The 23270-nt window shown below is 38.3% G+C and carries 24 protein-coding genes and 1 tRNA gene; 5 read left to right on the top strand and 20 right to left on the bottom strand.

Annotated features, from left to right (window positions below; translation table 11 throughout):
• The first annotated feature begins 29 nt into the window (after nt 1–29).
• Both mgtE and CLV73_RS16180 read left to right on the top strand, forming a co-directional pair.
• On the top strand, nt 30–1352 hold the full coding sequence (gene mgtE, locus CLV73_RS16175) for a magnesium transporter (RefSeq protein WP_100377937.1): 1323 nt from the start codon (nt 30–32) through the stop codon (nt 1350–1352).
• Between the two features lie 25 nt (nt 1353–1377).
• Nucleotides 1378–2118, top strand: a complete 741-nt coding sequence (locus CLV73_RS16180) for an ABC transporter substrate-binding protein (RefSeq protein ID WP_100377938.1) — start codon at nt 1378–1380, stop codon at nt 2116–2118.
• A 93-nt stretch (nt 2119–2211) separates the two neighbouring features.
• Here the strand turns inward: CLV73_RS16180 and CLV73_RS16185 are convergent, their stop codons facing one another.
• The gene (locus CLV73_RS16185; protein ID WP_100377939.1) at nt 2212–2661 is read right to left on the bottom strand and encodes a GAF domain-containing protein; all 450 of its coding nucleotides are present in this window, start codon (nt 2659–2661) and stop codon (nt 2212–2214) included.
• A gap of 13 nt (nt 2662–2674) precedes the next feature.
• Nucleotides 2675–4102 carry a nicotinate-nucleotide adenylyltransferase gene (locus tag CLV73_RS16190; RefSeq protein ID WP_100377940.1) on the bottom strand — a complete coding sequence of 476 codons (1428 nt, stop codon included), beginning with the start codon at nt 4100–4102 and terminating at the stop codon, nt 2675–2677.
• Nucleotides 4103–4156: 54 nt separating this feature from the next.
• Between CLV73_RS16190 and CLV73_RS16195 the strand changes: the two genes are divergently transcribed.
• Nucleotides 4157–4924 (top strand): MBL fold metallo-hydrolase, encoded by a 768-nt coding sequence (locus CLV73_RS16195; RefSeq protein WP_100377941.1) that lies wholly within the window; start codon nt 4157–4159, stop codon nt 4922–4924.
• A gap of 80 nt (nt 4925–5004) precedes the next feature.
• Nucleotides 5005–5084, top strand: a tRNA-Leu gene (locus tag CLV73_RS16200).
• Nucleotides 5085–5267: 183 nt separating this feature from the next.
• Here the strand turns inward: CLV73_RS16200 and CLV73_RS16205 are convergent.
• The 18 genes from CLV73_RS16205 to CLV73_RS18960 all read right to left on the bottom strand — a co-directional run bounded on the left by CLV73_RS16205 (nt 5268) and on the right by CLV73_RS18960 (nt 22241).
• Nucleotides 5268–6389 (bottom strand): serine hydrolase domain-containing protein, encoded by a 1122-nt coding sequence (locus tag CLV73_RS16205; RefSeq protein ID WP_100377942.1) that lies wholly within the window; start codon nt 6387–6389, stop codon nt 5268–5270.
• Nucleotides 6390–6499: 110 nt separating this feature from the next.
• A complete protein-coding gene (locus CLV73_RS19220; RefSeq protein WP_317044631.1) occupies nt 6500–6832 on the bottom strand; it encodes a helix-turn-helix domain-containing protein in 333 nt (110 codons plus the stop codon).
• Nucleotides 6833–7059: 227 nt separating this feature from the next.
• Complete coding sequence (locus CLV73_RS19225; protein ID WP_317044632.1) at nt 7060–7416, bottom strand: hypothetical protein; 357 nt, start codon at nt 7414–7416, stop codon at nt 7060–7062.
• A 73-nt stretch (nt 7417–7489) separates the two neighbouring features.
• Nucleotides 7490–7921: an SDR family NAD(P)-dependent oxidoreductase gene (locus CLV73_RS16215; protein WP_394336982.1), complete on the bottom strand. Its 432-nt coding sequence runs from the start codon at nt 7919–7921 to the stop codon at nt 7490–7492.
• Nucleotides 7842–8297, bottom strand: a complete 456-nt coding sequence (locus CLV73_RS19230) for an SDR family NAD(P)-dependent oxidoreductase (protein ID WP_394336981.1) — start codon at nt 8295–8297, stop codon at nt 7842–7844. Before CLV73_RS19230 ends, CLV73_RS16215 begins: the two co-directional genes overlap by 80 nt.
• Nucleotides 8298–8304: 7 nt before the next feature.
• Nucleotides 8305–9135: an SDR family oxidoreductase gene (locus CLV73_RS16220; protein WP_100378224.1), complete on the bottom strand. Its 831-nt coding sequence runs from the start codon at nt 9133–9135 to the stop codon at nt 8305–8307.
• A 105-nt stretch (nt 9136–9240) separates the two neighbouring features.
• Complete coding sequence (locus CLV73_RS16225) at nt 9241–9438, bottom strand: hypothetical protein (RefSeq protein WP_100377943.1); 198 nt, start codon at nt 9436–9438, stop codon at nt 9241–9243.
• Between the two features lie 259 nt (nt 9439–9697).
• A complete protein-coding gene (locus CLV73_RS16230) occupies nt 9698–10420 on the bottom strand; it encodes an SDR family oxidoreductase (protein ID WP_100377944.1) in 723 nt (240 codons plus the stop codon).
• Nucleotides 10421–10469: 49 nt separating this feature from the next.
• Nucleotides 10470–10793: a hypothetical protein gene (locus tag CLV73_RS16235; RefSeq protein ID WP_100378225.1), complete on the bottom strand. Its 324-nt coding sequence runs from the start codon at nt 10791–10793 to the stop codon at nt 10470–10472.
• A gap of 108 nt (nt 10794–10901) precedes the next feature.
• On the bottom strand, nt 10902–11654 hold the full coding sequence (locus CLV73_RS16240) for an SDR family oxidoreductase (protein WP_100377945.1): 753 nt from the start codon (nt 11652–11654) through the stop codon (nt 10902–10904).
• A 37-nt stretch (nt 11655–11691) separates the two neighbouring features.
• Nucleotides 11692–12432, bottom strand: a complete 741-nt coding sequence (locus CLV73_RS16245; RefSeq protein ID WP_100377946.1) for an SDR family oxidoreductase — start codon at nt 12430–12432, stop codon at nt 11692–11694.
• 191 nt (nt 12433–12623) lie between these two features.
• Complete coding sequence (locus tag CLV73_RS16250; protein ID WP_100377947.1) at nt 12624–13397, bottom strand: SDR family NAD(P)-dependent oxidoreductase; 774 nt, start codon at nt 13395–13397, stop codon at nt 12624–12626.
• A gap of 462 nt (nt 13398–13859) precedes the next feature.
• A complete protein-coding gene (locus CLV73_RS16255) occupies nt 13860–14627 on the bottom strand; it encodes an alpha/beta fold hydrolase (RefSeq protein ID WP_100377948.1) in 768 nt (255 codons plus the stop codon).
• A gap of 327 nt (nt 14628–14954) precedes the next feature.
• Nucleotides 14955–15881: a helix-turn-helix domain-containing protein gene (locus CLV73_RS16260; protein ID WP_100377949.1), complete on the bottom strand. Its 927-nt coding sequence runs from the start codon at nt 15879–15881 to the stop codon at nt 14955–14957.
• A 252-nt stretch (nt 15882–16133) separates the two neighbouring features.
• Nucleotides 16134–19082, bottom strand: coding sequence for a glycosyl hydrolase 115 family protein (locus tag CLV73_RS16265; RefSeq protein WP_100377950.1), 2949 nt, complete (start codon nt 19080–19082; stop codon nt 16134–16136).
• 1050 nt (nt 19083–20132) lie between these two features.
• Entirely contained in the window at nt 20133–20261 is a 129-nt protein-coding gene (locus tag CLV73_RS19175) for a hypothetical protein (RefSeq protein ID WP_262496339.1), read from the bottom strand.
• A 128-nt stretch (nt 20262–20389) separates the two neighbouring features.
• Nucleotides 20390–21700 (bottom strand): DUF2268 domain-containing putative Zn-dependent protease, encoded by a 1311-nt coding sequence (locus tag CLV73_RS16270; RefSeq protein WP_100377951.1) that lies wholly within the window; start codon nt 21698–21700, stop codon nt 20390–20392.
• 403 nt (nt 21701–22103) lie between these two features.
• Nucleotides 22104–22241, bottom strand: a complete 138-nt coding sequence (locus CLV73_RS18960; protein WP_157798815.1) for a hypothetical protein — start codon at nt 22239–22241, stop codon at nt 22104–22106.
• A gap of 237 nt (nt 22242–22478) precedes the next feature.
• On the opposite strand from CLV73_RS18960, the gene CLV73_RS16280 reads away from it, so the two are divergent.
• Nucleotides 22479–23267 carry a PhzF family phenazine biosynthesis protein gene (locus CLV73_RS16280; protein WP_100377953.1) on the top strand — a complete coding sequence of 263 codons (789 nt, stop codon included), beginning with the start codon at nt 22479–22481 and terminating at the stop codon, nt 23265–23267.
• Nucleotides 23268–23270: the final 3 nt, after the last annotated feature.

A 23270-nucleotide genomic window follows, 5' to 3' on the forward strand; every position in this document is an offset into this window, starting at 1 on the left:
TATTTTTGCATATCCAAAAATTTCACGTTTTGAATTCCAGAGACGAACTTATCTTTAACCCTGCCGATATTGCCGAAACTCTTAGTGGACTTCCCGCTGATGAGAGGCTTTTAGCATTTTTAAAGGTTCCGAAAGAATACAAAGCTGACGTTTTTTCGCATCTTGATCCTGACTTCCAGGAAGAGACCATCAGAAGTATCGGAAGTGATGAAGTTTCCGAGATCCTGAATGCTATGACGCCGGATGACAGGACTGCCTTATTTGAGGACTTTCCGGATGAACTGATCAAATATTCCATCAACCACCTTAATCCGCAGGAAAGAAGAATTGCCCTGAAACTTTTGGGCTATAATTCTGATTCTATTGCCCGTTTGATGACTCCTTATTACATCCAGATCCGCAAGGAATGGACCGTAAAAAAATGCCTGCAGCAAATAAAAAAAGTGGGCAAAAAGGTGGAAACCATGAACCATTTATATGTAGTAGATGAAAGAAACCGCCTGATTGATGATATTGCATTAGGAAGTTTATTATTGGCGGAAGAAGATACTTTAATATCTGAGATTACCGACAATCACTTTGTTGCGATCACCACTACTACTTCAAAAGAAGATGCTGTGCCGTATTTTGAAAAGTATGACCGGGCAGCACTTCCGATCATTACAGAAGCCGGAGTTCTGGTAGGAATTGTTACTATTGACGACATCCTTGATCAAATTGAGCAGCAAAACACCGAAGATATTCAGAAGTTCGGGGGACTTGAAGCCCTGGATGTTCCTTATACCCAAACCTCTTTGATCGAAATGGTAAAAAAGAGAGGAATGTGGCTGATCATTTTATTCTTTTCTGAAATGCTGACCGCTTCAGCTATGGGTTATTTTGAAGATGAAATTCAGAAAGCTGTTGTTCTGGCTTTATTTGTCCCGTTAATTATTTCGAGTGGAGGAAATTCCGGTTCTCAGGCTGCAACACTGATCATCAGAGCGATGGCTCTTCAGGAAATTGGCTTAAAGGATTGGTGGTATGTCATGAAAAAAGAAATCTTCACCGGTTTATTCCTGGGAAGTATCTTGGGAGCCATCGGCTTCTTACGGATCATGATCTGGCATGAAGCAGGATTCTTCAATTATGGAACGTACTGGCCTTTTGTAGGACTCAGTGTCGGAGTTTCTTTAATTATGATCGTACTTTGGGGTACTCTTTCAGGATCTATGGTTCCCTTTATTCTAAAAAAATTAAAACTGGATCCTGCAACCTCTTCTGCTCCGTTTGTAGCAACACTGGTAGATGTAACAGGACTTATCATTTATTTTTCTGTGGCTGGACTTTTCTTAACCGGTAAACTTTTGTAATTTTAGACAAATCTAAAATAGTAGTATGAAAGTTGTTTCTCTTGTTCCCTCTATTACTGAGGCGTTATTTGATTTGGGTTTAACTGAAAACGAAGTTGTAGGAAGAACAAAATTCTGTATTCATCCTGGAGAAAAAGTAAAAAATGTAGCTGTTATCGGCGGGACAAAAAACATTAATATGGATAAAATCAAAGCTCTGCAGCCCGATTTAATTCTTGCCAACAAAGAAGAGAATGTAAAAGAGCAGGTAGAAGCTTTGATGGATGATTTTAAAGTTATTGTTACCAATATAGAAACTATTGAAGACAATTATTATTTGCTTAAAAACCTGGGTAAGACTTTTCATAAAGAAGATAAAGCGCAACTTTTTAATCTTAAAATTTATGAGGTTTTAGATCAGGCGAAAACTAATTCCAATATAAAAGTCGCTTATCTTATCTGGAAAAATCCTTATATGACGATAGGTTCAGATACCTTCATCCATAAAATTCTGACTGAAATCGGATTTGAAAATATTTTTAAGGACAGAATCCGTTACCCGGAAATTCAGACCAAAGATTTAGCAGAAGCTGAAATTATTATGCTTTCTTCCGAACCCTTTCCTTTTAAAGAAAAACATATTGAAGAGTTTAGAGAACTTTACCCTGACAAAAAGATTATGATTGTAGATGGGGAAGCTTTTTCGTGGTACGGAACCCATATTGCAAAATGCGAAAACTATTTTAAAGAATTGCTTCAGGAAATTGATGCATTTCAAAATTCTTAATGATCAAAACTCTTTTACATCAATTCATCATATGAAAACAAAAACCTCCGGCTCTTCGAGCCGGAGTCTATATTTTAACTTTACAATTAGTAATTACAGAATCTTTGAAACTTCATTGCAAAGCCATTCCAACAATTCTCTGTCTTCAGCTGTAAACGGATCAATGGTATGCGAATCAATATCGATTTGACCAATGTTCTTACCGTCTTTGAATATAGGAACTACAATTTCAGCTTTAGTATCAATTGAGCAGCTTAAATAGTTGCTTTCTTCATTCACGTCCGGAACAACAAAAGTTTCATTGGAAACAGCAACTTGCCCACAAATCCCTTTTCCGTAAGGAATAATGGTATGATCTGTAGGTGCTCCAACATAAGGACCTAATTTCAGCTCGTCTTTATCCCCATTTTTAAAATAAAAACCCGTCCAGTTGAAATAAGAAATTTCCTGATCCAAAAGGTGGCAAACTTTTTCAAGCTTCTCCTCCGTATTATGTTTAGGACTTTCCAGAATAGAGGAAAGTCTTTTCTTTAATTCTGACATTATTATATTATTTTTAAGAGAATTGTTTTAAAGAAAAATCTTCTTTAAATCCAAACATTCCTCGTTCTTTAATCATTTCTGCAACACCTTCCGGAACCTGGGTTTCCCAGCCTTTGATATTACATCCAATTTTTTTCAAAATATCTCTTGAATAAATCTCCAAAAACTCAGGGTTGTAGTTGGTAATATCTACAATACGTTCATTGAGTTTGAAATATTTATACAATTCTTTCAGATTCTCTCCTACTTTAAGGGTTTCAGAGTCCAAAAGCTCGTGCGTCTCCGGATCTTTATAAGGATACAGATACACTCTCATTCCGTTTCTGAAGAATTTTCCGAAGGCTTCAAGAATACCTCCTGACAAATCTTTATAATACTTCTCATCAAATACCATCAATAGGTTATTCACTCCCATTGCAACTCCGATATTCCCATTGGTGTAAGAAGCAAAATAATCAATCAGACGATAATATTCCGAGAAGTTTGAGACAATTACAGTATATCCAAGTTTCCCAAGAACATCTACTCTGTCCAAGAAATCTCTTTCATCTATATCTCCGTCTGCACGAAGGTTTGAAATAGTAATTTCTATTAAGACTTCCGTTTCATCATGAGTACATGCAGCATCTTTCATGAACATGCTCAATCCATTCTGAAGCATATCAATATTCACCTTGGTTACAGGCCTGAAACTTCCTCTTACTGCAAAAATATTCTTCTTGTATAAAATGTCTGCAGGAAGCATGTTATTCCCCTGTGAATTGAAGATCACGGCATCTGTCATTCCGTTTTTCACTAGCTGCAGAGACATCAATCTGTTGTCAACATAAGCAAAAGCCGGCCCGTTAAAATCGATCATATCAATTTCAAGGTTGTCTTTGGCTACATCATCATACAGAGATTCTACCAAAGTCCTTGGATTGTCATAATAATTGAAAGCTCCGAAAATAAGGTTTACTCCAAGATTTCCTAAAGTTTCCTGCTGTAAAGTGGCATCATTTTCTTTAAACTTTACGTGAATTACGATTTCGTTATAATCTTCATTTTCTTTTACCTGAAAACGGATTCCTACCCAACCGTGACCTTTAACAGTTTTATCAAAATTAATTGTAGTTACCGTATTGGCGTAAGAAAAGAACTTTCTGTTGGGGTTGTTTTCTCTGGAAATCCTTTCTTCAATCAATGCCACTTCATAGCGTAACATTTTTCGAAGCCTGTTTTGGGTAACATATCTGTTTTTTACCTCTTTTCCATAGATTGCATCACTAAAATCTTTGTCATAAGCAGACATTGCCTTAGCGATTGTACCCGAAGCTCCTCCTGCTCTAAAAAAGTGTCGAACAGTCTCCTGCCCTGCTCCAATTTCCGCGAAAGTACCATAAATAGTAGGATCTAGATTAATTGTTAATGCTTTTTGTTTAGGAGTTAATTTCTGATACATTAGGACATTAAATTTTTCGTAAATTTACCAAAATTAAACCAACCTCAAAAGAAAATGAAGTTGAAATTTTTAGGAACGGGAACTTCCCAAGGCGTACCCGTTATTGGCTGCACTTGCGAAGTGTGTACTTCAGAAAACCCCAAAGACAGTCGACTCCGTTCTTCTGTAATGGTAACTACAGACGAAAACAAAAAAATACTTATCGATTGCGGTCCCGATTTCAGACAGCAAATGCTTTCAAACCACGAGACACACGTTGACATCACCTTACTTACCCACGAACATAACGACCATGTAATCGGGCTTGATGATATGCGTCCGCTGATTTTTAAAAGCGGAAAAAATATTCCCCTTTATTGTTATCAAAGAGTAGGAAATGAAGTTAAAAACCGATTTCCTTACGCTTTTGCAGATGTTAGATATCCCGGAGCTCCTGCGTTTGACCTTCATGATATTGAAAACAAACCTTTCCATGTTTTAGATATAGAAATTACTCCGGTTGAAGTGATCCACTTTAAAATTACCGTTTTCGGATATAAATTTAAAAACCTTGCCTACATCACTGATGCAGGTTTTATTTCAGATACTGAAAAAGAAAAATTAAAGAATCTTGATGTCTTAATTTTAAACTGTATCAGAAAGTTTGATCCTCATCCTGCCCACTTTATTCTTCCGGACGTTATAAAACTATTTGAAGAGCTGAAACCTAAAAAATTATTTTTAACTCACATCAGTCATCATTTGGGCTTGCATGATATTGAAGACAAGCAACTTCCGCCCGGAATGCACCTTGCCTACGATGGTTTGGAGATTAATTTCTGAAAAATTTTATTTAAAAAACTTTGGAGTATTAAGAAAAGTTTCTATATTTGCACACCGATTCAAAACAAGGTAACACACTTGCCCAGGTGGCGGAATTGGTAGACGCGCTGGTCTCAAACACCAGTTCTTAGGAGTACCGGTTCGATCCCGGTCCTGGGTACACAAGCTAAATAGCGCCAACTAAAGACAGTTGGCGCCATTTATTTTTTGGTAATAACATACTTATGTACCTTAGATTTGGTTGCATAGACAAGATAGATTAATTAAAAGTATTTGCTTAACCAATCTTTAAAATTCAATTATTTAAAATAAATTTTGTACACTAAAGTATATAAGGTCCTTATTAATTGCTGTTAAGTAAACCTGCTATTTTCTTGCTGATTTCAACTGCTACAGGACGATGACCTGCTTCCAGGGCCACAACTGCTATGGAAGCGTTTAACTGAGGGATATAAACGGCATCTGTTCCTAATCCGCCTCCATGATTGTAACCTAAAAGGCCTGCATACTTAATTTTACGAATACCAAGACAATAGTTGATTTCCAAATTTGGCGGTACATCAGTTGTCATCTGAGCGAGAACATTTCTGTTTTTAATAATCCTACCACTAAAAAGTTTCTGAAAGAAAACAGCCATTTCCTTTACATTGGTTACAATTCCACCGCCGCCATACAAATCCCACGATGGATCCAGATTGCATGTATCCCATCCAAATTGATCCCAATACTGATGCGCCTGTGGAGCTGTATTTTGAGATACATTTTCAAACTTTGCAAATCGGGTCACTTTCAGACCTCGTTTTTTGTAGCCCAGCAGTTTTCTCATCGTTTTATAATACGGCTGGTGTGTCACGCTCTCTATAACTTCTGTCAATAATACAAAGTTGATATCGGCATAGTGAAAACCTTCGCCAGGATTTGACAGTGGTTTACCTAGTCCAGCTGCTCTTGCAATCTGCTCATCACGTGTCCATGCATGTTGCGGATGTTCTCCGATAAATTTAAAATATCCTTCATCCACATAGTCTCTTATACCTGATGTATGGGATAAAAGATGTTTTAAGGTAATGTTGTTCGTATTATAACCGGCAGCTGATAATACCTTATCAGATTTTGGAGTAAGATATTTTTTTAGCGGTTGGTTGATATCCAATCTTCCTTTTTCAACCAATCGCAATATGGATGCCGCCACATAGGGCTTGGTGGTACTGGCAATCAGTATGGGTTGATCTGCTGTCAGCTTTTGCTTTTTTTCCCTATCTGAATATCCAACCGCATAGTTAAAGGAAAGATATTGATCCGGAGCTTCCACATATAATGCAAAACCTACAGCTTTTGGATCGGCAGCGTAAGTGGAATCAACAATATTCTTTATTTTTTGCTGTATATCTTGTGCGTACGAATACGAATGTGAAGTTGCAAGGATGATCAGAAATATGACCTTAAGGTTTTTAATGATGTTCATTATATTATTTTACTTTTTTGGGACAGAGTTATTTAAAATAGCAGAAAATAAAATCTGATTGACTATTTATTTCCTGCATTATGTAGAGTGTTTTACGGTTGATGTTGATCCTAATTAAGCTGTTCCCTAAACTGCAGTGGTGTCAACCCGGTTTTATTTTTGAAAAGTTTATTAAATGATTGCGGATACTCAAACCCCAGCTCATAGGCAATTTCGGCAGCAGTAAGTTCCGATGTCGACAGCTTTTGTTTAGCAACTTCGATCAGTTTAGCATGGATGTGCTGCTGCGTATTCATCCCGGTCATATTTCTTAGAAGATCACCCAAATAACCATATGATACATTCAAATGGGCCGAAAAATAGCTAACTGATGGAATACCTTTCTGTGTTGATTCCTCATCTCCATAGTAATTGTTGAGCAGCATTTCAAACCGCTCTATCAAAGGGCTGTTTATTGCCTTTCTCGTGATAAACTGCCGTTTATAATAGCGGTTGCTGTAATTAAGCAAAACTTCAAGGTATGAAATGATTAGTTCCTGACTGGTATCATCTATTACCGTTTCGATTTCTTCCTTGATATCATCAAAAATATGAAGAACTTTATTCCTTTCTTTTTCTGAAAGATGAAGGGCTTCATTTATATTGTAACCGAAAAATCCGAATTTTGTTATTAACCTGGCAAGTGGATGCCCGGCAAAAAAACCGGGTGGATGAAAAGGCTGCGTCCACTACAATTGTCATTATCAGCGACCGCAAGAGCCTGTCCCGGAGCTACAAATATTAATCCTCCTTCATCAAAGTCATAGTATCCCTGTCCATATTTCAATTTGCCCTTCAAGTTACTTTTATAGGATACCATATAAAAGTCGTGAACAAGATACTTTACTTCCGATTCCGTAGAAATATCAGTGTGATTGACAGATACGATAAGGGGATGTAAAGGGCTGGCAACTCCCAGCCCTCTGCATAAATCACTAATTGACTTAAAATAATGCAGTTCCTTTTTTTTAACTGATTTATCGATCATGATTTAATTTTAAGAATTTTTATTATACATGACTTGACCGTTTAAAATTAGCCATTTTTAACTACAATGGATTTTAACCCGCCAATCCTTTTGCAATCTGTTTTCTGAATTCTTCAGCCCCGATGTTTAACCTGTGCTGATACGTCGATATGGCATCATTGCCCGCCAGGTAACGGAGCCGGTCTTTACCATCCGTTATGGCTTCGTAAACGACAGAGGCAATAGATTCAGGAGTTGAAAATTGAAGCGGGCTTTCACTGTTTTCAAAGCTTGCCAGGAACTTGTCAAACTGTTCTGCATAAGCTTCATGCTTGCCAAGATCCAGTGACCTGCCCATAAAATCGGTAGCAATTCCGCCGGGTGAGATGGTCTTTACCTGGATATCATGTGCAGCAAGCTCGAAAGATAGGCTTTCGCTCCACCCTTCAACAGCCCATTTCGTAGCATGGTAAATGGAAGAAAAAGGAAATGCGACCAATCCGCCTATAGAAGTTGTGTTGATAATTAAGCCACTTCGTTTTTCCTTTAAATGAGGAAGAAAAGCTTCTGTTACCCGGATAACTCCCAAAAACATTGGTATTGAACTGTCGGGTGACTTGTTCATCTTTATACCCTTCTAACGGACCAGTCAGACCGTACCCTGCATTGTTGAACACCACATCTACAGGCCCAATCTGAACAGCCGCCGCAACGACCTTTTCAATGGATGAAAGATCTGTTACATCCAAAGGAAGAATATGGATGTTTTTGATGTGATTCAGTTCAGTTTCTTTTTCGGGATGCCTCATTGTTGCAATTACATTCCATCCTTTTGATGCCAGTAATTTTGCTGTTGCCTTTCCCAAACCAGAGGAAGCCCCTGTTATAAATATCGTTTTCATGATCTGCTTATTTGGATAGGAAAATGTTGTTTGTAAACGCCTGGTATTCTTCTTCAGAGGTATTTCTTCGAGCATCCAGAATAGGCTTGATGTCGTTAGTCGGAGAATAGCGCAAGCGGTCAGTTCCGTCAGTAGCTGCTTCGTAAATGGCTTGTACCACTTTTTCTACCGCGTCAGCATCTGCTGCTCCCGCCATTCCACCATAAACTTTGCCAATTTGCTCTAAAAAAGGAAGATAATCTTCGATCAATTGTAGGCCTAAACCTTCATCACCCATACGGCTCATAAAGCCGGTCTGTGGTGCTCCCCCCGGTTCAACGATTTTTGCAGCAATACCTAACGATGCCAGTTCATATCGTAATCCTTCAGTCCATCCCTCCAAAGCAAATTTGGATGAGCTATAAATCGAAGCCATAGGAAAACCGATGGCACCGGCACCAGAGCTGACATTGATAATCGTACCTGATTTTTTGGAACGAAAATGAGGCAAAACGGCTCTTGTTACATCCATAGCTCCAAATACATTCACGTCAAATTGGGTTTGAACGGCTTCTCGGGATGCGCCTTCGAAAATTCCGAAAAGACCATATCCCGCATTATTTACAACCACATCAATATTTCCGAAGTGGTTTATTCCCTCAGCGATTGCTTTATCAATAGAATCCTTATCCTGAACATCTAATGGAGTAACAAAGATATTTTCTGACTTGTCGAGATTTCCATCTTTGCTGGTATCTCTCATAGTCGCGATAACGTTCCAGCCTTTAGCAGCGAAATAATTTGCAGTTGCGGCTCCAAAGCCGGATGATGTTCCAGTGATCAATACTGTTTTGTTCATTTTTTTGATATTTAATTTGTTTAACACTTTTTGATACTGCAAATATCTACTGTATATCGGCCAACGAATAAACCAGATTAAGGGATTTATAATCCAAAATGAGGATTATGGTTTTTTCCAGAAAAGCCCGTCATTATTAGTGTGAAAATTAATGACGTTGACGCCCTCTTTAGCATTTGTATTTGTTTCAAATCCGTCAACGACCGGATCTTTACTGGCTACCGGCAGAAGTTCTACATATTGTAGTGTTCTTCCTTTTGCACGTGCCTGGGAGCCAAACTCACTTTTCAGCGGGCAGATCATCCTATTGATGTGATGCAGTTTAACAAACAAGGACTTATTACAGAAATGAAAGCCTATTACGGCCCGTCCAATATCACTGTTTAGATCCATTAATTGTACGGATAAGTTTAGAATAAATCTGTCCGTCCAATAATCATATTTCTCCAATCACTTTAGATTCCCATTGCGCTGTTAAACCGAAAATACTGTCTTCTCTGCTTATCCCTGATTATTTAAGTTTGTGAAAAACCTCAAGATTAGCATTATGAAAACTCATTTTTTAAACCAATACAGCACCCCCATCGATAATCAATGACTGACCCGTGGTATAGGTTTGTTTCATTAAATAAACAAATGCCTGTGCAATGTCTTCTGGTTTACCCACTCGTTTTAACAGCAGGGTATTTTCCAGATGTTTGAAAAAAGCTTCGCGGTCGCTGTCGTTCATATTGCCCCAAAGATTGGTATCAATAATTCCGGCGGCAATATTGTTTACCCGTATTGGAGCCAGTTCTACCGCCATCGCTTTGGTAAAGGCGTCCATAGCACCACAAATCGTAGCACCTAAACTATACCCGGCAGCAGGGCGTTGACCAAAATTGCCACTCATTAAGTTAATACTTCCGCCTTCGTTGATATATTGTTTACCATATTTAATCGCGGCAAACGCACCCCAAAACCGAATGGTGAAAAAATCCTTTCCTTTTTCTATATCGGTATCATCAACCATGCTCATGGAAATATTTTCGCCGGCAGTATAAACCAGGTGATCAAAGTTGCCTATACTGCTGAAAAATGATTTTATATTTTCTTCCCTGTCCAGGCTCACGGCAAAGCCTTTACTGTTTTCCGGCAGGGTTGCCAGTGCTTGATCAATACGCTGCTGATTGCTTGATACGATGATCACTTCTGCACCATCCGCCGCTGCTGCCTGAGCTGTTGCCAGTCCAAGCCCTGAACTGCCGCCAAGAACAATTACCCTTTTGTTTTCTAATGTTTTCATTTTTAATTATTTAATATTAAAAAAATATGCTGCAAAAAATGGTTTCCAATTAATAGTTGGCCTGTCCGATCTGCAGCTGGTCGAACTTTCCGTCTTTACCTATCCTGAATTTGAAGTATGTTTTGAAATCACCCCAGGTATCACTATGGAATTTCCCGTAAATATCCATACTGCTGTTTTCAACTTTATCGACGGAGGTAAAACGTTCTTTACCAATTGCTTCTGTTGAGAATTTCATAAAATCTCTTGGATGGCCATCATCAAGAAGGGTTGCATTCTTACTGAAATAGGAAAGCCATTCTTTGGAGTCATCCTTTTGCCACGCCTCAATAGAAGCACGGACATTTTCATTGCTTATTTTCCCGTATTCCATTATTGTTGTCGGTTTGTGGTTATGATTACCCATTTGCCCACACGCAGATAAATTGATTATGAACAGGATCGGTAATAAAAATCTATACATTTTTCTTTAAGTGATATTTTACTGATTTGCTCCACCATTGACCAATAAGTGTTGGCCGTTAACAAATGAAGAAAGACTCCCCGCAAAAAATTCCGCTGCATTGGCCACATCCTCCACTTCTGCTAATCTGCCCATCGGACAGCTGTCGAGCAGTGATTTTCTCAGTTCAGGATAACTTCCTTCCTCTGCGAAAATACCAGAATGATCAACCGCGAAAGGGATAATGGAATTGACTGTTACCCCGCGGTATCCGATTTCTTTTGACAATACGTCAACCAGGTATCGCGGTGTTGTTTTACTTCCGCCATACACCGCCATCCCTGGAACCGGGAAAGCTGTAGTACTGGATGCAATATAAATAATGCGGCCGTTATCCTCCACGTTAAGTGCAGCCTGCTGCATCGTAAAATACGCTCCTTTGGTATTGATTGAAAACAGGCGGTCAAACTGCTCTTCCGTAAATGCTGTTACAGGCGTTTCTACCATTTCTATTCCTGCATTGGCCACCACGATATCAATTTTACCGAATGCCTTTTTTGCTTCTGCAAAAAGTTGTTTAATATCTTCTACTTTACTGACATCGGCCTGGATCGATATCACTTTTGCGCCCATTGCCCTGATGTTGCTTTCTACCTGATCTGTAGAAGATTTATCTTTTGAGTAATTCAGTACGATATCTGCACCTAAGGCGGCGTAACGTTCTGCAATGGCTTTTCCCAAGCCTCTTCCTGAGCCTGTAATCAAGGCTACTTTATTTACTAAGGTGTTCATTGTATAATATTTTAGTCTTTGATTTTAGAAATTTTATTTAGGCCATCCCTCCATTGGCGCCTATGCTTTGCCCAGATATCCATTTTGCCTGGTCGGATGCAAGAAATGCTACAACTTCCGCTATGTCTTCAGGAGTTCCCAGACGACCAAATCCATTGGTGGAAGCAAGCCGTTTAATCTGTTCTTCAGATTTTCCGTTAAGGAACAAATCGGTTCCTGTAGGGCCGGGCAATACACAGTTGACATTGATTCCTCTTGAACCAATTTCTTTGGCAAAAATGCGGCTCATCTGTTCTACAGCAGCTTTAGTAGCAGCATATACGGCATAAGTCGGAAAAATAGTTCGGGTCACCGTTGAGGAAAGGTTGATAATACTTCCATTATCAGAAAGTTTGGTTGCAGCCTGCTGCAGTGAATAAAAAACACCTTTGAAGTTAATATCCAGCTGTTTTTCCAACTGTTCTTCTGAAAGATCCTTGATTGGCGCATTGAACATTACTCCAGCATTGTTTACCCAGATATCTACTTTTCCAAAATGCTCAATGCTTTCATCGAACAGACGGATGACTTCTTCTTTGCTGCTCACATCGGCTTTGATAGCAATGGCCTGTCCACCAATAGAAGTGATACGTGATACAGTCTCATCTGCCGCAGCCTGGTTGCCGCTGTAATTCACAATAACTTTAGCACCTTCCTGTGCCAATCTTAGTGCAATGGCCGCTCCAATTCCTTTAGATGATCCGGTTACTACTGCCACTTTTTCTGTTAAATTTTTCATTTTATTTATTTTTTGTTTGATGAACCTACTTGCCTGCCTTAATTCAGGATTAAATGGCCGCTCGGTTTTTTGTGTTGTTAAATTTTTTATTTCTTAGGTCAAAGGTATAATCGCTAATGCCCTGTATTGTTGCGAATATTAAAGGATGAGTTGCAAATTTTAAAGAATTGCAGCCCTAGGGAAAGCATATGTTATTCGGGAAGTGTTATACCTGATATTTCAGCGCATTTATCGATGAACCTCTCCTGCACCCCTGTATTTCTGGCATCAGGATGCACAGCCCGTGGTTTTTTGTGATAATAATATCCTCCCGACTTAAGCACCTCAGGATCCATAGATGAAGCTAACCAGACCTGCGTCAATGAGGCATCTGCAAGGCTGTCCGGAGCTCCGGCTCCTCCCATTTTAGTCGCCACCCAGCCCGGTTCCAATGCATTCGATGCGACATCTTTCCATTTTTCGGCAATTGCGAAGGCAAGAAGAACATTATGTAATTTGGAATCTGCATAGGCCTGGAAACCGTTCCAGTTTCTTTGTTCCCACAAAATGTCGTTAAGACTGCTATCTCCGTCGCGGTGAAGGCCGCTGCTCATATAAATAAGCCTTTTGGGTTTCTCAATAAGAGCGGTAAGGATGTACGGAGAAAGACTATTTATGGCAAAGACGTGCGGTAAGCCATCTACAGTCATTATTTTCCTAGATTCCCGGTAGCCAACCGCCGCGTTATGGATAACAGCATCAAATCTTCCGAGTTTATTTACTTTCTTAGCGAGATCGATGGTTTCTGAAATACTGGCGAGATCACCAGTCAACACCGCCTCAGCTTTTGGATTCGCTTGAAGCGCTTCTTCGGCTCTATCCTGGTTTCTAGCATGAAGGACAACCTGATGACCTTGTTGGATCAATAATTTTGCAGCCATCATGCCAAGGCCATCAGAAGATCCTGTAATGAATATTCGTCCCATTTTTTGTAATTTTTTAACTTAGCTGGTTTCGATTTGAATCTCCTTTTACCTAAAAATTTCTAATGCATTTTTTTTAATTTCCGGATATCTCTAAAAGGATTCAATTCAGATATTGTTTGTTATTCAAAGGTACTGGGGCCGGCACCTTTGTGTGTTGCAAATATTAAATCAAAAGTTGCAAATATTACAGAACAGCAATTGGTATGTATAATGAGATCTATAAAGAATGATCAATGCAGAGACCAGCAAAAGAGAAGAGTGAAAAATTGAAAGCCATTACCAGATCTGTATGATAAGGTGTGTTATATAACCTTCGATATCAAGTTCGATGGCTTCCACAACATATTTTTTATTACATGCTGTGAAAATGTTGATCACGTTTTTCCCTGAGTGATTTGGGCTGGGTTCTATTCCTTGTCTGTCAGAAATTCTGGATGTTTATTTACAGGAAGAAAGTTAAATTTATTGACTTCCTTTACTGGCTTCAACGATCAGTTCAGCCGCTTCTTTCGGATGCGTCATAAAGACGCAGTGACCAGCTCCCTGAACTTCTACTGTTTTTTTACTTTTCGCTCTTTTGGCGTATAAACGTTCCAGATCTGGATTTATAATTCTATCTGCCTTTGCAACCATATACCAAACGGGTTTCGATTTCCAGGCAGGATTATGGATAATGGCATGAAAAACCGAATCTTTCGTCGGAGTTTGAGAAACAGCCATAAAATCGGCTTTCTCCTTTGCCACACCACCTGCAAAATCTGAGGGAAAGTTATTAGGGTTGATGTAATCAAATCCATCATCACCTTTGATTAAAGATTTATAGGCAGACGGATATTTTTTTCCGTTGTCTGCCTCAGATTCTCCTTCATCGGGAGCATGTGCAGCCAGATAAACAAGTCCTGCAACTTTCGGATTGTTACCGGCGATTGTAATAATTGCCCCACCATAGCTGTGACCTACTAAAATACAGGGGCCGTCCTGCTGGTCAATAATCCTGTTTACCTGTTTTACATCATCTTCATAAGATAATAACGTCTGTTGTGTCACGGAAACATGATATCCTTTTTTTGTAAGTTCTTTGTATATGCCTTCCCATCCGGAACCATCTACGAAAGCTCCATGAACCAACACAATATTTTTAACCGGTAATTTTTGTGCAAAAACGACTTCTGTGGAACTTGCACAAAAAGCGAACAATATAACTAACAGCTGTTTAAATATAGTTTTCATATTTTCTTTTTTTAAATGATGATTTTATGTAAAGTGTAAATCATATAGTCTAAGCAATTTCTTATGAATTTCACTAGCCCAGTTATGAAATCCCTGGTTCTGTAATCTATGTAGCCGGTGTCTGTATTATTTCTATAATTCCGATTTTGTTTTCATCATATTCTATTTTATTGGTTAATTTATGATGTAAATTTCGGCCGGAATTTTATTATTTTGAGGGGAGTTTTCGTTGAATAGGCAAAATGAGACGTTGAAAGTTTTTCATTAAACGACTTAAAATTTCAGGGATATTTCTCCCTAGATTGTTATTTAGAAATAAAGAACACCTTAATAGTGATGAGATTTTCTATATAAAACAGGTGAGGTCCTCTCATATTTTTTAAAAAAGTTGCTGAAATGCGAGGTTTCGGAAAATCCCAGTCTGTAGCTGATTTCTTTGATAGGTATATCTCCGTTTTGCAATAAAGACTTTGCCTCCGTAAGTGTTTTCTCGACAATCCAGGCAGTAATATTTTTCCCGGTTTTGCTTTTGATAACACTACTCAGGTAATTGGGATGCAGATTGAGGGCATTCGCATAATCTTGTACCCGGAAAGCCAGATCCGCTTTACCCGAACTCAGATCACGATAATGTCGTTCCAATATTCTTTTAAAAGAAATAACAATCTGGGAACTGCGATTTCCTTCGTAGATGGGATTATAATCGTTCCAGATATGTTCTTTAATCTTAAAAAGAAGTACCGCTAAGAGATGGCCTATAATTTTATATTTTGAAGTTGTATTTTTTCTGTATTCATTTAATATCTGGACATTAATCTCTTTAACTTCTTGGAAAAAATCATCTGCCACCACTCTTGGCCGTACAGTTTCAGTAAGAAGAAATGGAAAATCAACGTAAACATCTTCACCAACGTATTTTTTAAGAAAGGTTTCATCAAAAGTAATTAACAAAATATCCTCGATTTCCTTCCAGCTGAATGTTCGATAATTACTTGGATTGGTAAAATAGATTGAATGTGGTTCAACTTCAAAGCTTTGTTCATCGATTGTATATCTTCCACTTCCGTTCTTGACGAACAAAAAAGAGAAAAAATTGGGTCGGTAAGACGCAGATTGATAAGGAAGTTTGAACGGAATATCTCTTAAATTGAAAATAGTGAATCCCTCCGTAAGATCAAACAGGTCTACAGGAAGGTTCAGTGCTTTGTATAGCTGAAATAGAGAATGAGATTCGAAATTGTCTGTTGATTCCACTTTTACTGCATTTCAAATTTGACATTCAAATTTAATAATTTGAAAACTTAAACTGATGAAATAAAGAATTGTTTGTAGTCTTGATGCAAACAGAGTCTCCTACTTTCAATAATTCTATCTGGACTAACGATAACCTCCGAAACATTTGTGATATAGATAGCTCCGTCCCGGTTTGCCTAAGTGAAGAAGGATGGCGCCATTTAACTTAAACCTTAGGAAGTTTCTGAACTATTAGAATAAACCATCAGTTAATCAATTTCTCTCGGGCGCTCCAAGATAACTTGGGTATTTATCATTAGGATTAACGATAATACGCTCCAATACGACTTCAGGATCGATCATATAAATTTTCAAAGTATGAATACCCGGTTTTTTCACATCCAGTGCCGCATCCAGCCAACGCTGGTTATCAAATACTTCAGTACGGCGGGGCTTTCCACGGGAGATCAGAGCGTAGTTATGATTGAAATCTGGCAGTGGTTTGAGTGTTTTTGAACGGCTGAGATTTTCAGCTGTATATTCTTTAAATTCATCGTGGTATCCCTTTCTGGCATCAAGTATAACAGGTCCACCGTTATCAATAGAAACAGCTATTCTTAATCCGCGGCCCGGGTTAACGTCCTGCGTTGGTAGGATTCCAAGCAATACTGTTGTGGAACCGGACTCAGGCATAAAAATCTGGTATTCCAGTCGAGGTGCCTTTTCAGATGTTGAGCTTTGTGCTGTAGTAGGATAAATACCCATACACGCTTCAGCTCTTCCCAAACCAGGTAAAACTATCCATTTGGCTTGCTTCCCTGATACATTTGCGCTGAATTTATTTGCAGGGATAGAAAACTCGCCGGAAAATCCACCATAAAAATTTTCTTTGCTGTCAGGTACTGCTTTTTTCAACGTATTTATAACTACCGGTACTTTAGTATTATTCTGATTAATTTCAATCAAGCCGCTTCCTTTGCCTTCAGGAGCTTTTTTCCAGTCGATATCTACATATAGGCGTTGTTCCGTTTCTGTGCTTCCTTTAGCAGTACTTAATCTGATCCACGGTTTATCCGCTTTGGCTGTAAATTTTAGTAGCCCTTTTCCACGGTTAAAGATGTCGATATAATAATGCTGCTTGTCAAGAATGTCAAATTGGGGCAGCTCTGCTTTTCCTTCTGTTCCTGGCCAAGCATCTGTACTACCTTCCACTGCAATACCCAATGAAGGTGAAGCCAACGGGATAACCTCATCAAGTGGAGGCAAACTATTCTCCTTCGGCATCGACCAGTGTTGGTAACCTAAATGCACGTCGCTCATCATATTTTTCCATTTGCCGCCAGCAATGGAATCATTATAATGCGCGCTCAGTTTTTTATCCAGCTCAAAAAGTTCGCGGGCTCGATTGGCATATTCATTAGCACTTACTCTACCTTGTTTAGCGTAGAGGTTATTACTTCCTGTTGCCAGATAAATCTCTGCTACACCAGCTGATGCTTTAACAGGATAAAGTACTAACTGATAATAAGCATCCAATGCTTCTTTAGGTATTTTTTTCTCCAATGCTTCCGCTTTGGCGGTAAGATCCTGCCATTGTTTTTGAACACGTTCCGCTTCATGGTAATTGACAAAGCTGAAAATATTCGGATCCTGTACCTCGGGTTTGCGCATCAGATTATATTTTGAGTATCTTGATACCAGCTCTGCAATTTCCGCGGCATGTTCTTTTCCGAAAATTCCAGTTGCCCAATCGGTCATATAGTCAGAGGTTTGATCAGCTGATATGGCATCGGGATTCCAGGCATAACGCATAATAAAATCAATCGGCATTTCCTTCGGCTTAAGGTCGCCTACGTTAACGATCCAGATACGGTCGATGCCGCTTTTATACGCCAAACTGAACTGCTCATGCAATTTTGGTACGGTGGTCGTATTGATCCAACGGTCATTCCACGGACCACCATTCATGTCAATATGATAATATAATCCCATACCGCCTTTACGTTTTAGTTCATTGACTGGTGCGGTACGTCTGATATAGCCCCAGTTGTTGTCGCAGAAAAGCAATGTCACGTCGTCAGGAACATTCATTCCGGCATCATAGTAGCGCTGCACTTCTGTGAATATAGCCCAAAGTTGAGGAACTTCTGCCGGATCTTTGCCATACACTTGCCTGATAATCTCTCGCTGATCGGCAATCACCTGTTTCAGAGTTTTGATGTTCTCGGCATCATCACCTTTACCCATCGCTACATCGCCATCGCCACGCATACTCATTGTAATGATATTATCATAACTCTTATTTCTTTCCAGACCTTCGGTCCAGAATTTCTTCAAATTTTCTGCATTGGTAACATAATCCCAAGGACCGATCTCATCTTTTCGTTTGGTATATTCTTTCTGCGACCGCATCATGGGTTCGTGATGAGAGGTACCCATCACAATACCATATTCATCTGCAAGCACCGGACTCATCGGATCATCCTCGTTGAAAGCATTTCCCCACATGGCAGGCCATAAATAATTAGCTTTTAAACGTAATAACAGCTCAAAAATATGAGTATATACTTTAGAATTTATTCCGCCAAAATGTTTGTTAGACCAGCCGGAAAATGAAGGGCTTTCGTCGTTGATGAAGATGCCACGGTATTTCACTTTCGGCGATTCCTGCAAATAACGACCTGCTTTAACATAAAGATCTGTACTTTTCTTTACAGGAGCATCAGCCCAATAATACCATGGAGATACTCCAATCTTTTCTGAAACATCATAAATACCATATATCGTTCCACGCTTATCACTGCCAGCAATGATCAGATTGTCTCCAACGGTTTGGATCATGAAAGATTCCCATTTATTTTTTACGGCGTCTACATTCAGCTTACCATCGTCAACCAGCTGATCTATCAATTTACTTTTGCCAATAGTGCCTACAATTATCGCTCCATGCAAAAGCTTTGTATCTTTAACGACAGGTGAAACTACATCAGTCACTTTACGCACGTCATCACCCAAATCATTGGCTGCGCGAGTAACACCTTTCCAATCATTAGGATCTACAACTATCTTTGCCGTAATTCCGTTTGCTGCAATCCGAAAAGAACCTTTTTCAGCAGTATGCTGTATATAATCCGGAAGTAAGCTTAGCGTATTATGAGCAGTTTGTGCATTTATTATTAAACCAGCAAATAGTAAAACGAAAAAAGATAATTGTTTAAGCATAATTGATCATTGTGGAACTTATGCTACCGTTTCAGATGCAGCATATCGGATTGAATGATAAATATATAAAATTAAATGTAATTTTTACAATTAATTAAAATTAGGATAACAGAAAGAATCTTTAAAAATTAAAAATTGGGCAGTAAAGCATCATTGCCAAATCATACAAATGATGAATTGTAAAATGTACATAGCTATTTCCAACAAAAACATTCAACCGCTACATATCATAAATTACCCTGCAAAAAAGCCGGAAAACCCTTATTCAGATAATGGTTTTAATTTTTTTTCCCAAAAAAAAACCTTAGTTTTAAAATTCCATATTTGGGAAAATAATTAGAAATTGAAATAATTTTTTGATTGCTTCTCCCCAGAACCCACAATAACGAAACCAGAATAATCGATTCTCGGAATACAATAAATTCCTGGTGTTTAATAATATTTAATATGAAAAATTATTTTACCGTACTGCTGTTACTACTCTCTATCAATTTGTTTGCATTAGAGATGGGCTTTCTGATGAGCTGAGGGAAAAATATGCATACCTTGCAAATCCGGATAAAAGTGCTAATTTAACTTCAAGACATTTATGTGATAGTAAGGCAATGGAAATATTTCCTTTGGTGAATGCTATAGCTGTATTGTAAGAGCTATCAAGCAAAATTCTACATCTACAGCAATCTGTCATTCATATGAAGCGATGGGGTTACCTTGGTGGGGATCTTGCGGTGCCTCAGTAGCCGTATCGTGCACAATCATTTCGTCAATATCTTAAAAATATAATATGATGCTTTTTGAAGATCCAACTTATTTCATTATTGCGTTTGCAGTATTTGCGGTATGAACATTATTACAATCAGAGATATTCTTAAAAACAAAAATCTTTCAAAAAGACAAAGGAACAATTACATCTGGTTGCAGTTCGGCTTACCGATCATTGGTTCAATTATCTATTTTTCAGAAAAAAGCGATAACTCGCTTCACCTGAAAAAGTAGTTTCTGGCCTGACATTTACAATTAAGCTGCCTCAAAACCGAGGTAGCTTATTTATTAAGTATTCAACCCATTTTTTATTCTAGGCAATCCAATTTCGTGTTCCAGCGGATAAGGCTGCCTGAAAGTCATACTGACATCTTCCCGCAAACTTCTTTCCATCTCTTTTGATTTGTCCTCATCCATTGATTACAGCGGATCGGCAATCAGGAACATCTTGCCCATTTCAGTTCGACCAAAAATTACAGTAAAAGAAAACTTTTTTTGTTATTGAATATTGATGCTTGACTCATGAATAACTGTATAAATTTTATTTACTTTTCTGAAGTTGTAAATTCAATCAGAAAAGGTTTAAGTCTAATGCCTTTTATTGTTCTAAAATTATCTGAAATTAATAATTGGTAGTGACGATTAGGTTTCAGATCTGCTTCAAACATCCAGGATGTACCTTCTTCGTTAAAAAGTCTTTGCGGTTTGAGATCGGGGCAGAAGTCTTTTCCTAATGGGCCGAAGTCTATGCCGGTTCTTCTTTTGTCCAGCGGCTCGGAAAATTGAACGGTAATTTTTGTAAGTCCCGGCTTCACATTCCGACTGCCGTTTTCAAAAGGAAGCAGCTTTACAACGGTCGGTCTTCGATTCTCGTAGTCTTTATGGAGTTCCTGCAATGTTTTTGGTAACAACCTGGTTAGATCAACAATGCGTTCTACTTCTTTTTCATTGGTATAATCAAGTTCTATGAGGTCTTTGATTGCTTTCCGCTTGTCTCCGGAAAGATTATAGTAACGCTCACAAATCTCGTAGCCGATGTAATATCCCAGGTCCCTGATTTTCAATGTATTTTTATTTTCACCCCAAAGCCAATTGTAGTTATTGCTCGTAATAAATAGGTCAGAAACAAACTGATCAATCACTTTCTTTTCATTGGCTTTTCCAAATTCAATGGCCGGTGTACTTGATTTTGTTACGGTCACCTTGCAAGAAATAAATTCGGCCACGCCTTCATATAAACACATCGAAAGCAGATTTTCCACCAATTCCTTTTGTTGGGTATGCACATATTCGTGGGTGCACAGCAATGGAAGTTCCTGATAAGGATTTTGTGTCTGGTAGAATGGTTTTCTCCAGTCCGGCAGCTCATCGGTCACGGTATTATGGTCCGCCAAGGACAACTCACTTCCAATCAAAACCTTATCGCCTAGAATGGTACCGCCCGTACGGAAAGCCCCTACGGCAAAATAAATCGTTGCAGGCTTCAGTTCCGGATACGCTTTACTAAGCTTCCGGATGTTAGCCTTTATTTTGGGATAAAGTCTTTTCACCTTCAGTGTATTGGGCCTAATGGAATTCCAGAATTTAGGATATGTTGTAATGGCGCTGATAAATTCTTTTTCAGAATACCGGCGAACTTGCAGCAAAGCTTTCAACCCCGGCGTTCCTTTATCAAGATAAATATCTTTTAACAGATTGTATTGTTCTGTAGTATCCCTGGTTGAACAAATCCGGTCATAGGCTTTCCAGAAAGTTTCGATATCATCTGAAACAATTACCTGCTTAAATTTTTGGCCGTACGTCAGTTGGGTAAATAGCAGGCACAGTATGATAGAAGGGAAGAGAAAATATTTCATCGTTTTTCCACTATATTAATAATTAATGTGTACAGGTAAAGAAAGGCAATCGAGCATCTCCATATACAAAAGTTAACCGGTAATGTGATATTCTATTGATAAGACAACGATCTTTCCTGAATTATTACATATAAATTTATTTATTTGACTTTGCCCGGAGTATTTGATTTTATTTCTGTACTCCTGCTCCTATTTCGTATTATCTTTTTACAGCTTGCCTCGTCATTTAATTTCGATCGATGTCTTTTAACTGCACTGATTTTCCAATTATTCTAGCGATAGATTTTTAGTTGATGGTTAGTATGCCCGTAGCATAATAACGATAAATGCTGTCAGTGATCTTTTTCCTTCATATTTTTTGAATTAGATCATTCAAAATTAATTACAAGAAAGCTAAATCCACTTAACGATGGGTAAGTTTTACTTTTCGGTAATTCTTTTCTTGAACAGCTAAGACTTCCTGCAGATAATCCCAAGTAAGAAACGATGATTTTAAGATCTGATCCTGTTGTTTTCGTAGGAACAATACTGAATAGGTCATTTTCAGAAGATATATACCTATTTTTTCTCAATGTTTTATAACAAACTCCTGCGGGCTGAAATATTTTCTTGTTCTCCAACAAATATTCATTCCGAAATTTATTATAGAAATAGAAAAACACACTTCAGTATTTTATATAAAAAACTAGAAAAATTAAATCAATTTTAATAATGCTTTACTTACTGTAGCATAAAATTAAATTATATTTACTTTCTAAATGCTAAAAGAGTTTTTACAATGAAATTACAGTTATATCAGATAGATGCATTCACAGATGAGATTTTTGGTGGGAACCCCGCATGTGTTGTTCCTCTTGATGACTGGCTGCCGGATGAAACATTATTGAAAATTGCGAGAGAGAATGCCGTTGCTGAAACTGCTTTTTTTATTGATAATGGACAGGAAATACAGCTTCGTTGGTTTACACCGGAGTTTGAGATGGATTTGTGCGGACACGCTACTCTGGCAAATGCCCACTGTCTTATTTCAATTTTAAATTATCCAAGTAACTCTATAATTTTTGAAACCATAAGTGGAAAGCTTGAAGTTACTTTCAAAGATGATCTTTATTATCTGAATTTTCCTTCAAGAATGCCAATTAATTCAGAATTGCCAGAAATTATTTCACGAGCATTAAGTATTCAGCCAAAAGAAATCCTCAAGGCAAGAGACTATGTTTTGGTTTACGATACAGAGGAAGATGTAAAAAACATCCAAATAAACCGGTCAATATTTGATCAAATCAATCTGGATCCGGGCGGAGTTGTTGTGACGTCAAAAGGTTCTAATAGCGATTTTGTGTCAAGATTCTTCACACCACAAGCCAGCATCCTTGAAGACCCTGTTACTGGCTCTGCGCATTGTTCACTCATTCCATTCTGGTCACAAAGACTTAGAAAAAATGAGCTTTTTGCAATTCAGCTTTCAGAAAGACAGGGAAAATTATTTTGTGAAAATAAAGACAAAAGAGTCATTATTGCCGATAAGGCAAAAACCTATTCTGCCGGATATTTATGGATTGAATAACAA

The sequence above is a fragment of the Chryseobacterium geocarposphaerae genome (assembly GCF_002797535.1).
GTDB classification, from domain to species: domain Bacteria; phylum Bacteroidota; class Bacteroidia; order Flavobacteriales; family Weeksellaceae; genus Chryseobacterium; species Chryseobacterium geocarposphaerae.

Coding starts and splice junctions, on each gene's coding strand:
- CLV73_RS16235 (WP_100378225.1), bottom strand. CDS start 10,793: ATGGAATACGGGAAAATAAGCAATGAAAATGTCCGTGCTTCTATTGAG.
- CLV73_RS16220 (WP_100378224.1), bottom strand. CDS start 9,135: ATGAACAAAACAGTATTGATCACTGGAACATCATCCGGCTTTGGAGCC.
- CLV73_RS16265 (WP_100377950.1), bottom strand. CDS start 19,082: ATGCTTAAACAATTATCTTTTTTCGTTTTACTATTTGCTGGTTTAATA.
- CLV73_RS16190 (WP_100377940.1), bottom strand. CDS start 4,102: ATGTATCAGAAATTAACTCCTAAACAAAAAGCATTAACAATTAATCTA.
- CLV73_RS16230 (WP_100377944.1), bottom strand. CDS start 10,420: ATGAAAACATTAGAAAACAAAAGGGTAATTGTTCTTGGCGGCAGTTCA.
- CLV73_RS16205 (WP_100377942.1), bottom strand. CDS start 6,389: ATGAACATCATTAAAAACCTTAAGGTCATATTTCTGATCATCCTTGCA.
- CLV73_RS18960 (WP_157798815.1), bottom strand. CDS start 22,241: ATGACCTATTCAGTATTGTTCCTACGAAAACAACAGGATCAGATCTTA.
- CLV73_RS16240 (WP_100377945.1), bottom strand. CDS start 11,654: ATGAACACCTTAGTAAATAAAGTAGCCTTGATTACAGGCTCAGGAAGA.
- CLV73_RS16280 (WP_100377953.1), top strand. CDS start 22,479: ATGAAATTACAGTTATATCAGATAGATGCATTCACAGATGAGATTTTT.
- CLV73_RS16245 (WP_100377946.1), bottom strand. CDS start 12,432: ATGAAAAATTTAACAGAAAAAGTGGCAGTAGTAACCGGATCATCTAAA.
- CLV73_RS19225 (WP_317044632.1), bottom strand. CDS start 7,416: ATGATCGATAAATCAGTTAAAAAAAAGGAACTGCATTATTTTAAGTCA.
- CLV73_RS16180 (WP_100377938.1), top strand. CDS start 1,378: ATGAAAGTTGTTTCTCTTGTTCCCTCTATTACTGAGGCGTTATTTGAT.
- CLV73_RS16270 (WP_100377951.1), bottom strand. CDS start 21,700: ATGAAATATTTTCTCTTCCCTTCTATCATACTGTGCCTGCTATTTACC.
- CLV73_RS16195 (WP_100377941.1), top strand. CDS start 4,157: ATGAAGTTGAAATTTTTAGGAACGGGAACTTCCCAAGGCGTACCCGTT.
- CLV73_RS16255 (WP_100377948.1), bottom strand. CDS start 14,627: ATGAAAACTATATTTAAACAGCTGTTAGTTATATTGTTCGCTTTTTGT.
- CLV73_RS16185 (WP_100377939.1), bottom strand. CDS start 2,661: ATGTCAGAATTAAAGAAAAGACTTTCCTCTATTCTGGAAAGTCCTAAA.
- CLV73_RS19230 (WP_394336981.1), bottom strand. CDS start 8,297: ATGAAAACGATATTTATAACAGGGGCTTCCTCTGGTTTGGGAAAGGCA.
- CLV73_RS19175 (WP_262496339.1), bottom strand. CDS start 20,261: ATGGATGAGGACAAATCAAAAGAGATGGAAAGAAGTTTGCGGGAAGAT.
- CLV73_RS16225 (WP_100377943.1), bottom strand. CDS start 9,438: ATGATCTGCCCGCTGAAAAGTGAGTTTGGCTCCCAGGCACGTGCAAAA.
- CLV73_RS16250 (WP_100377947.1), bottom strand. CDS start 13,397: ATGGGACGAATATTCATTACAGGATCTTCTGATGGCCTTGGCATGATG.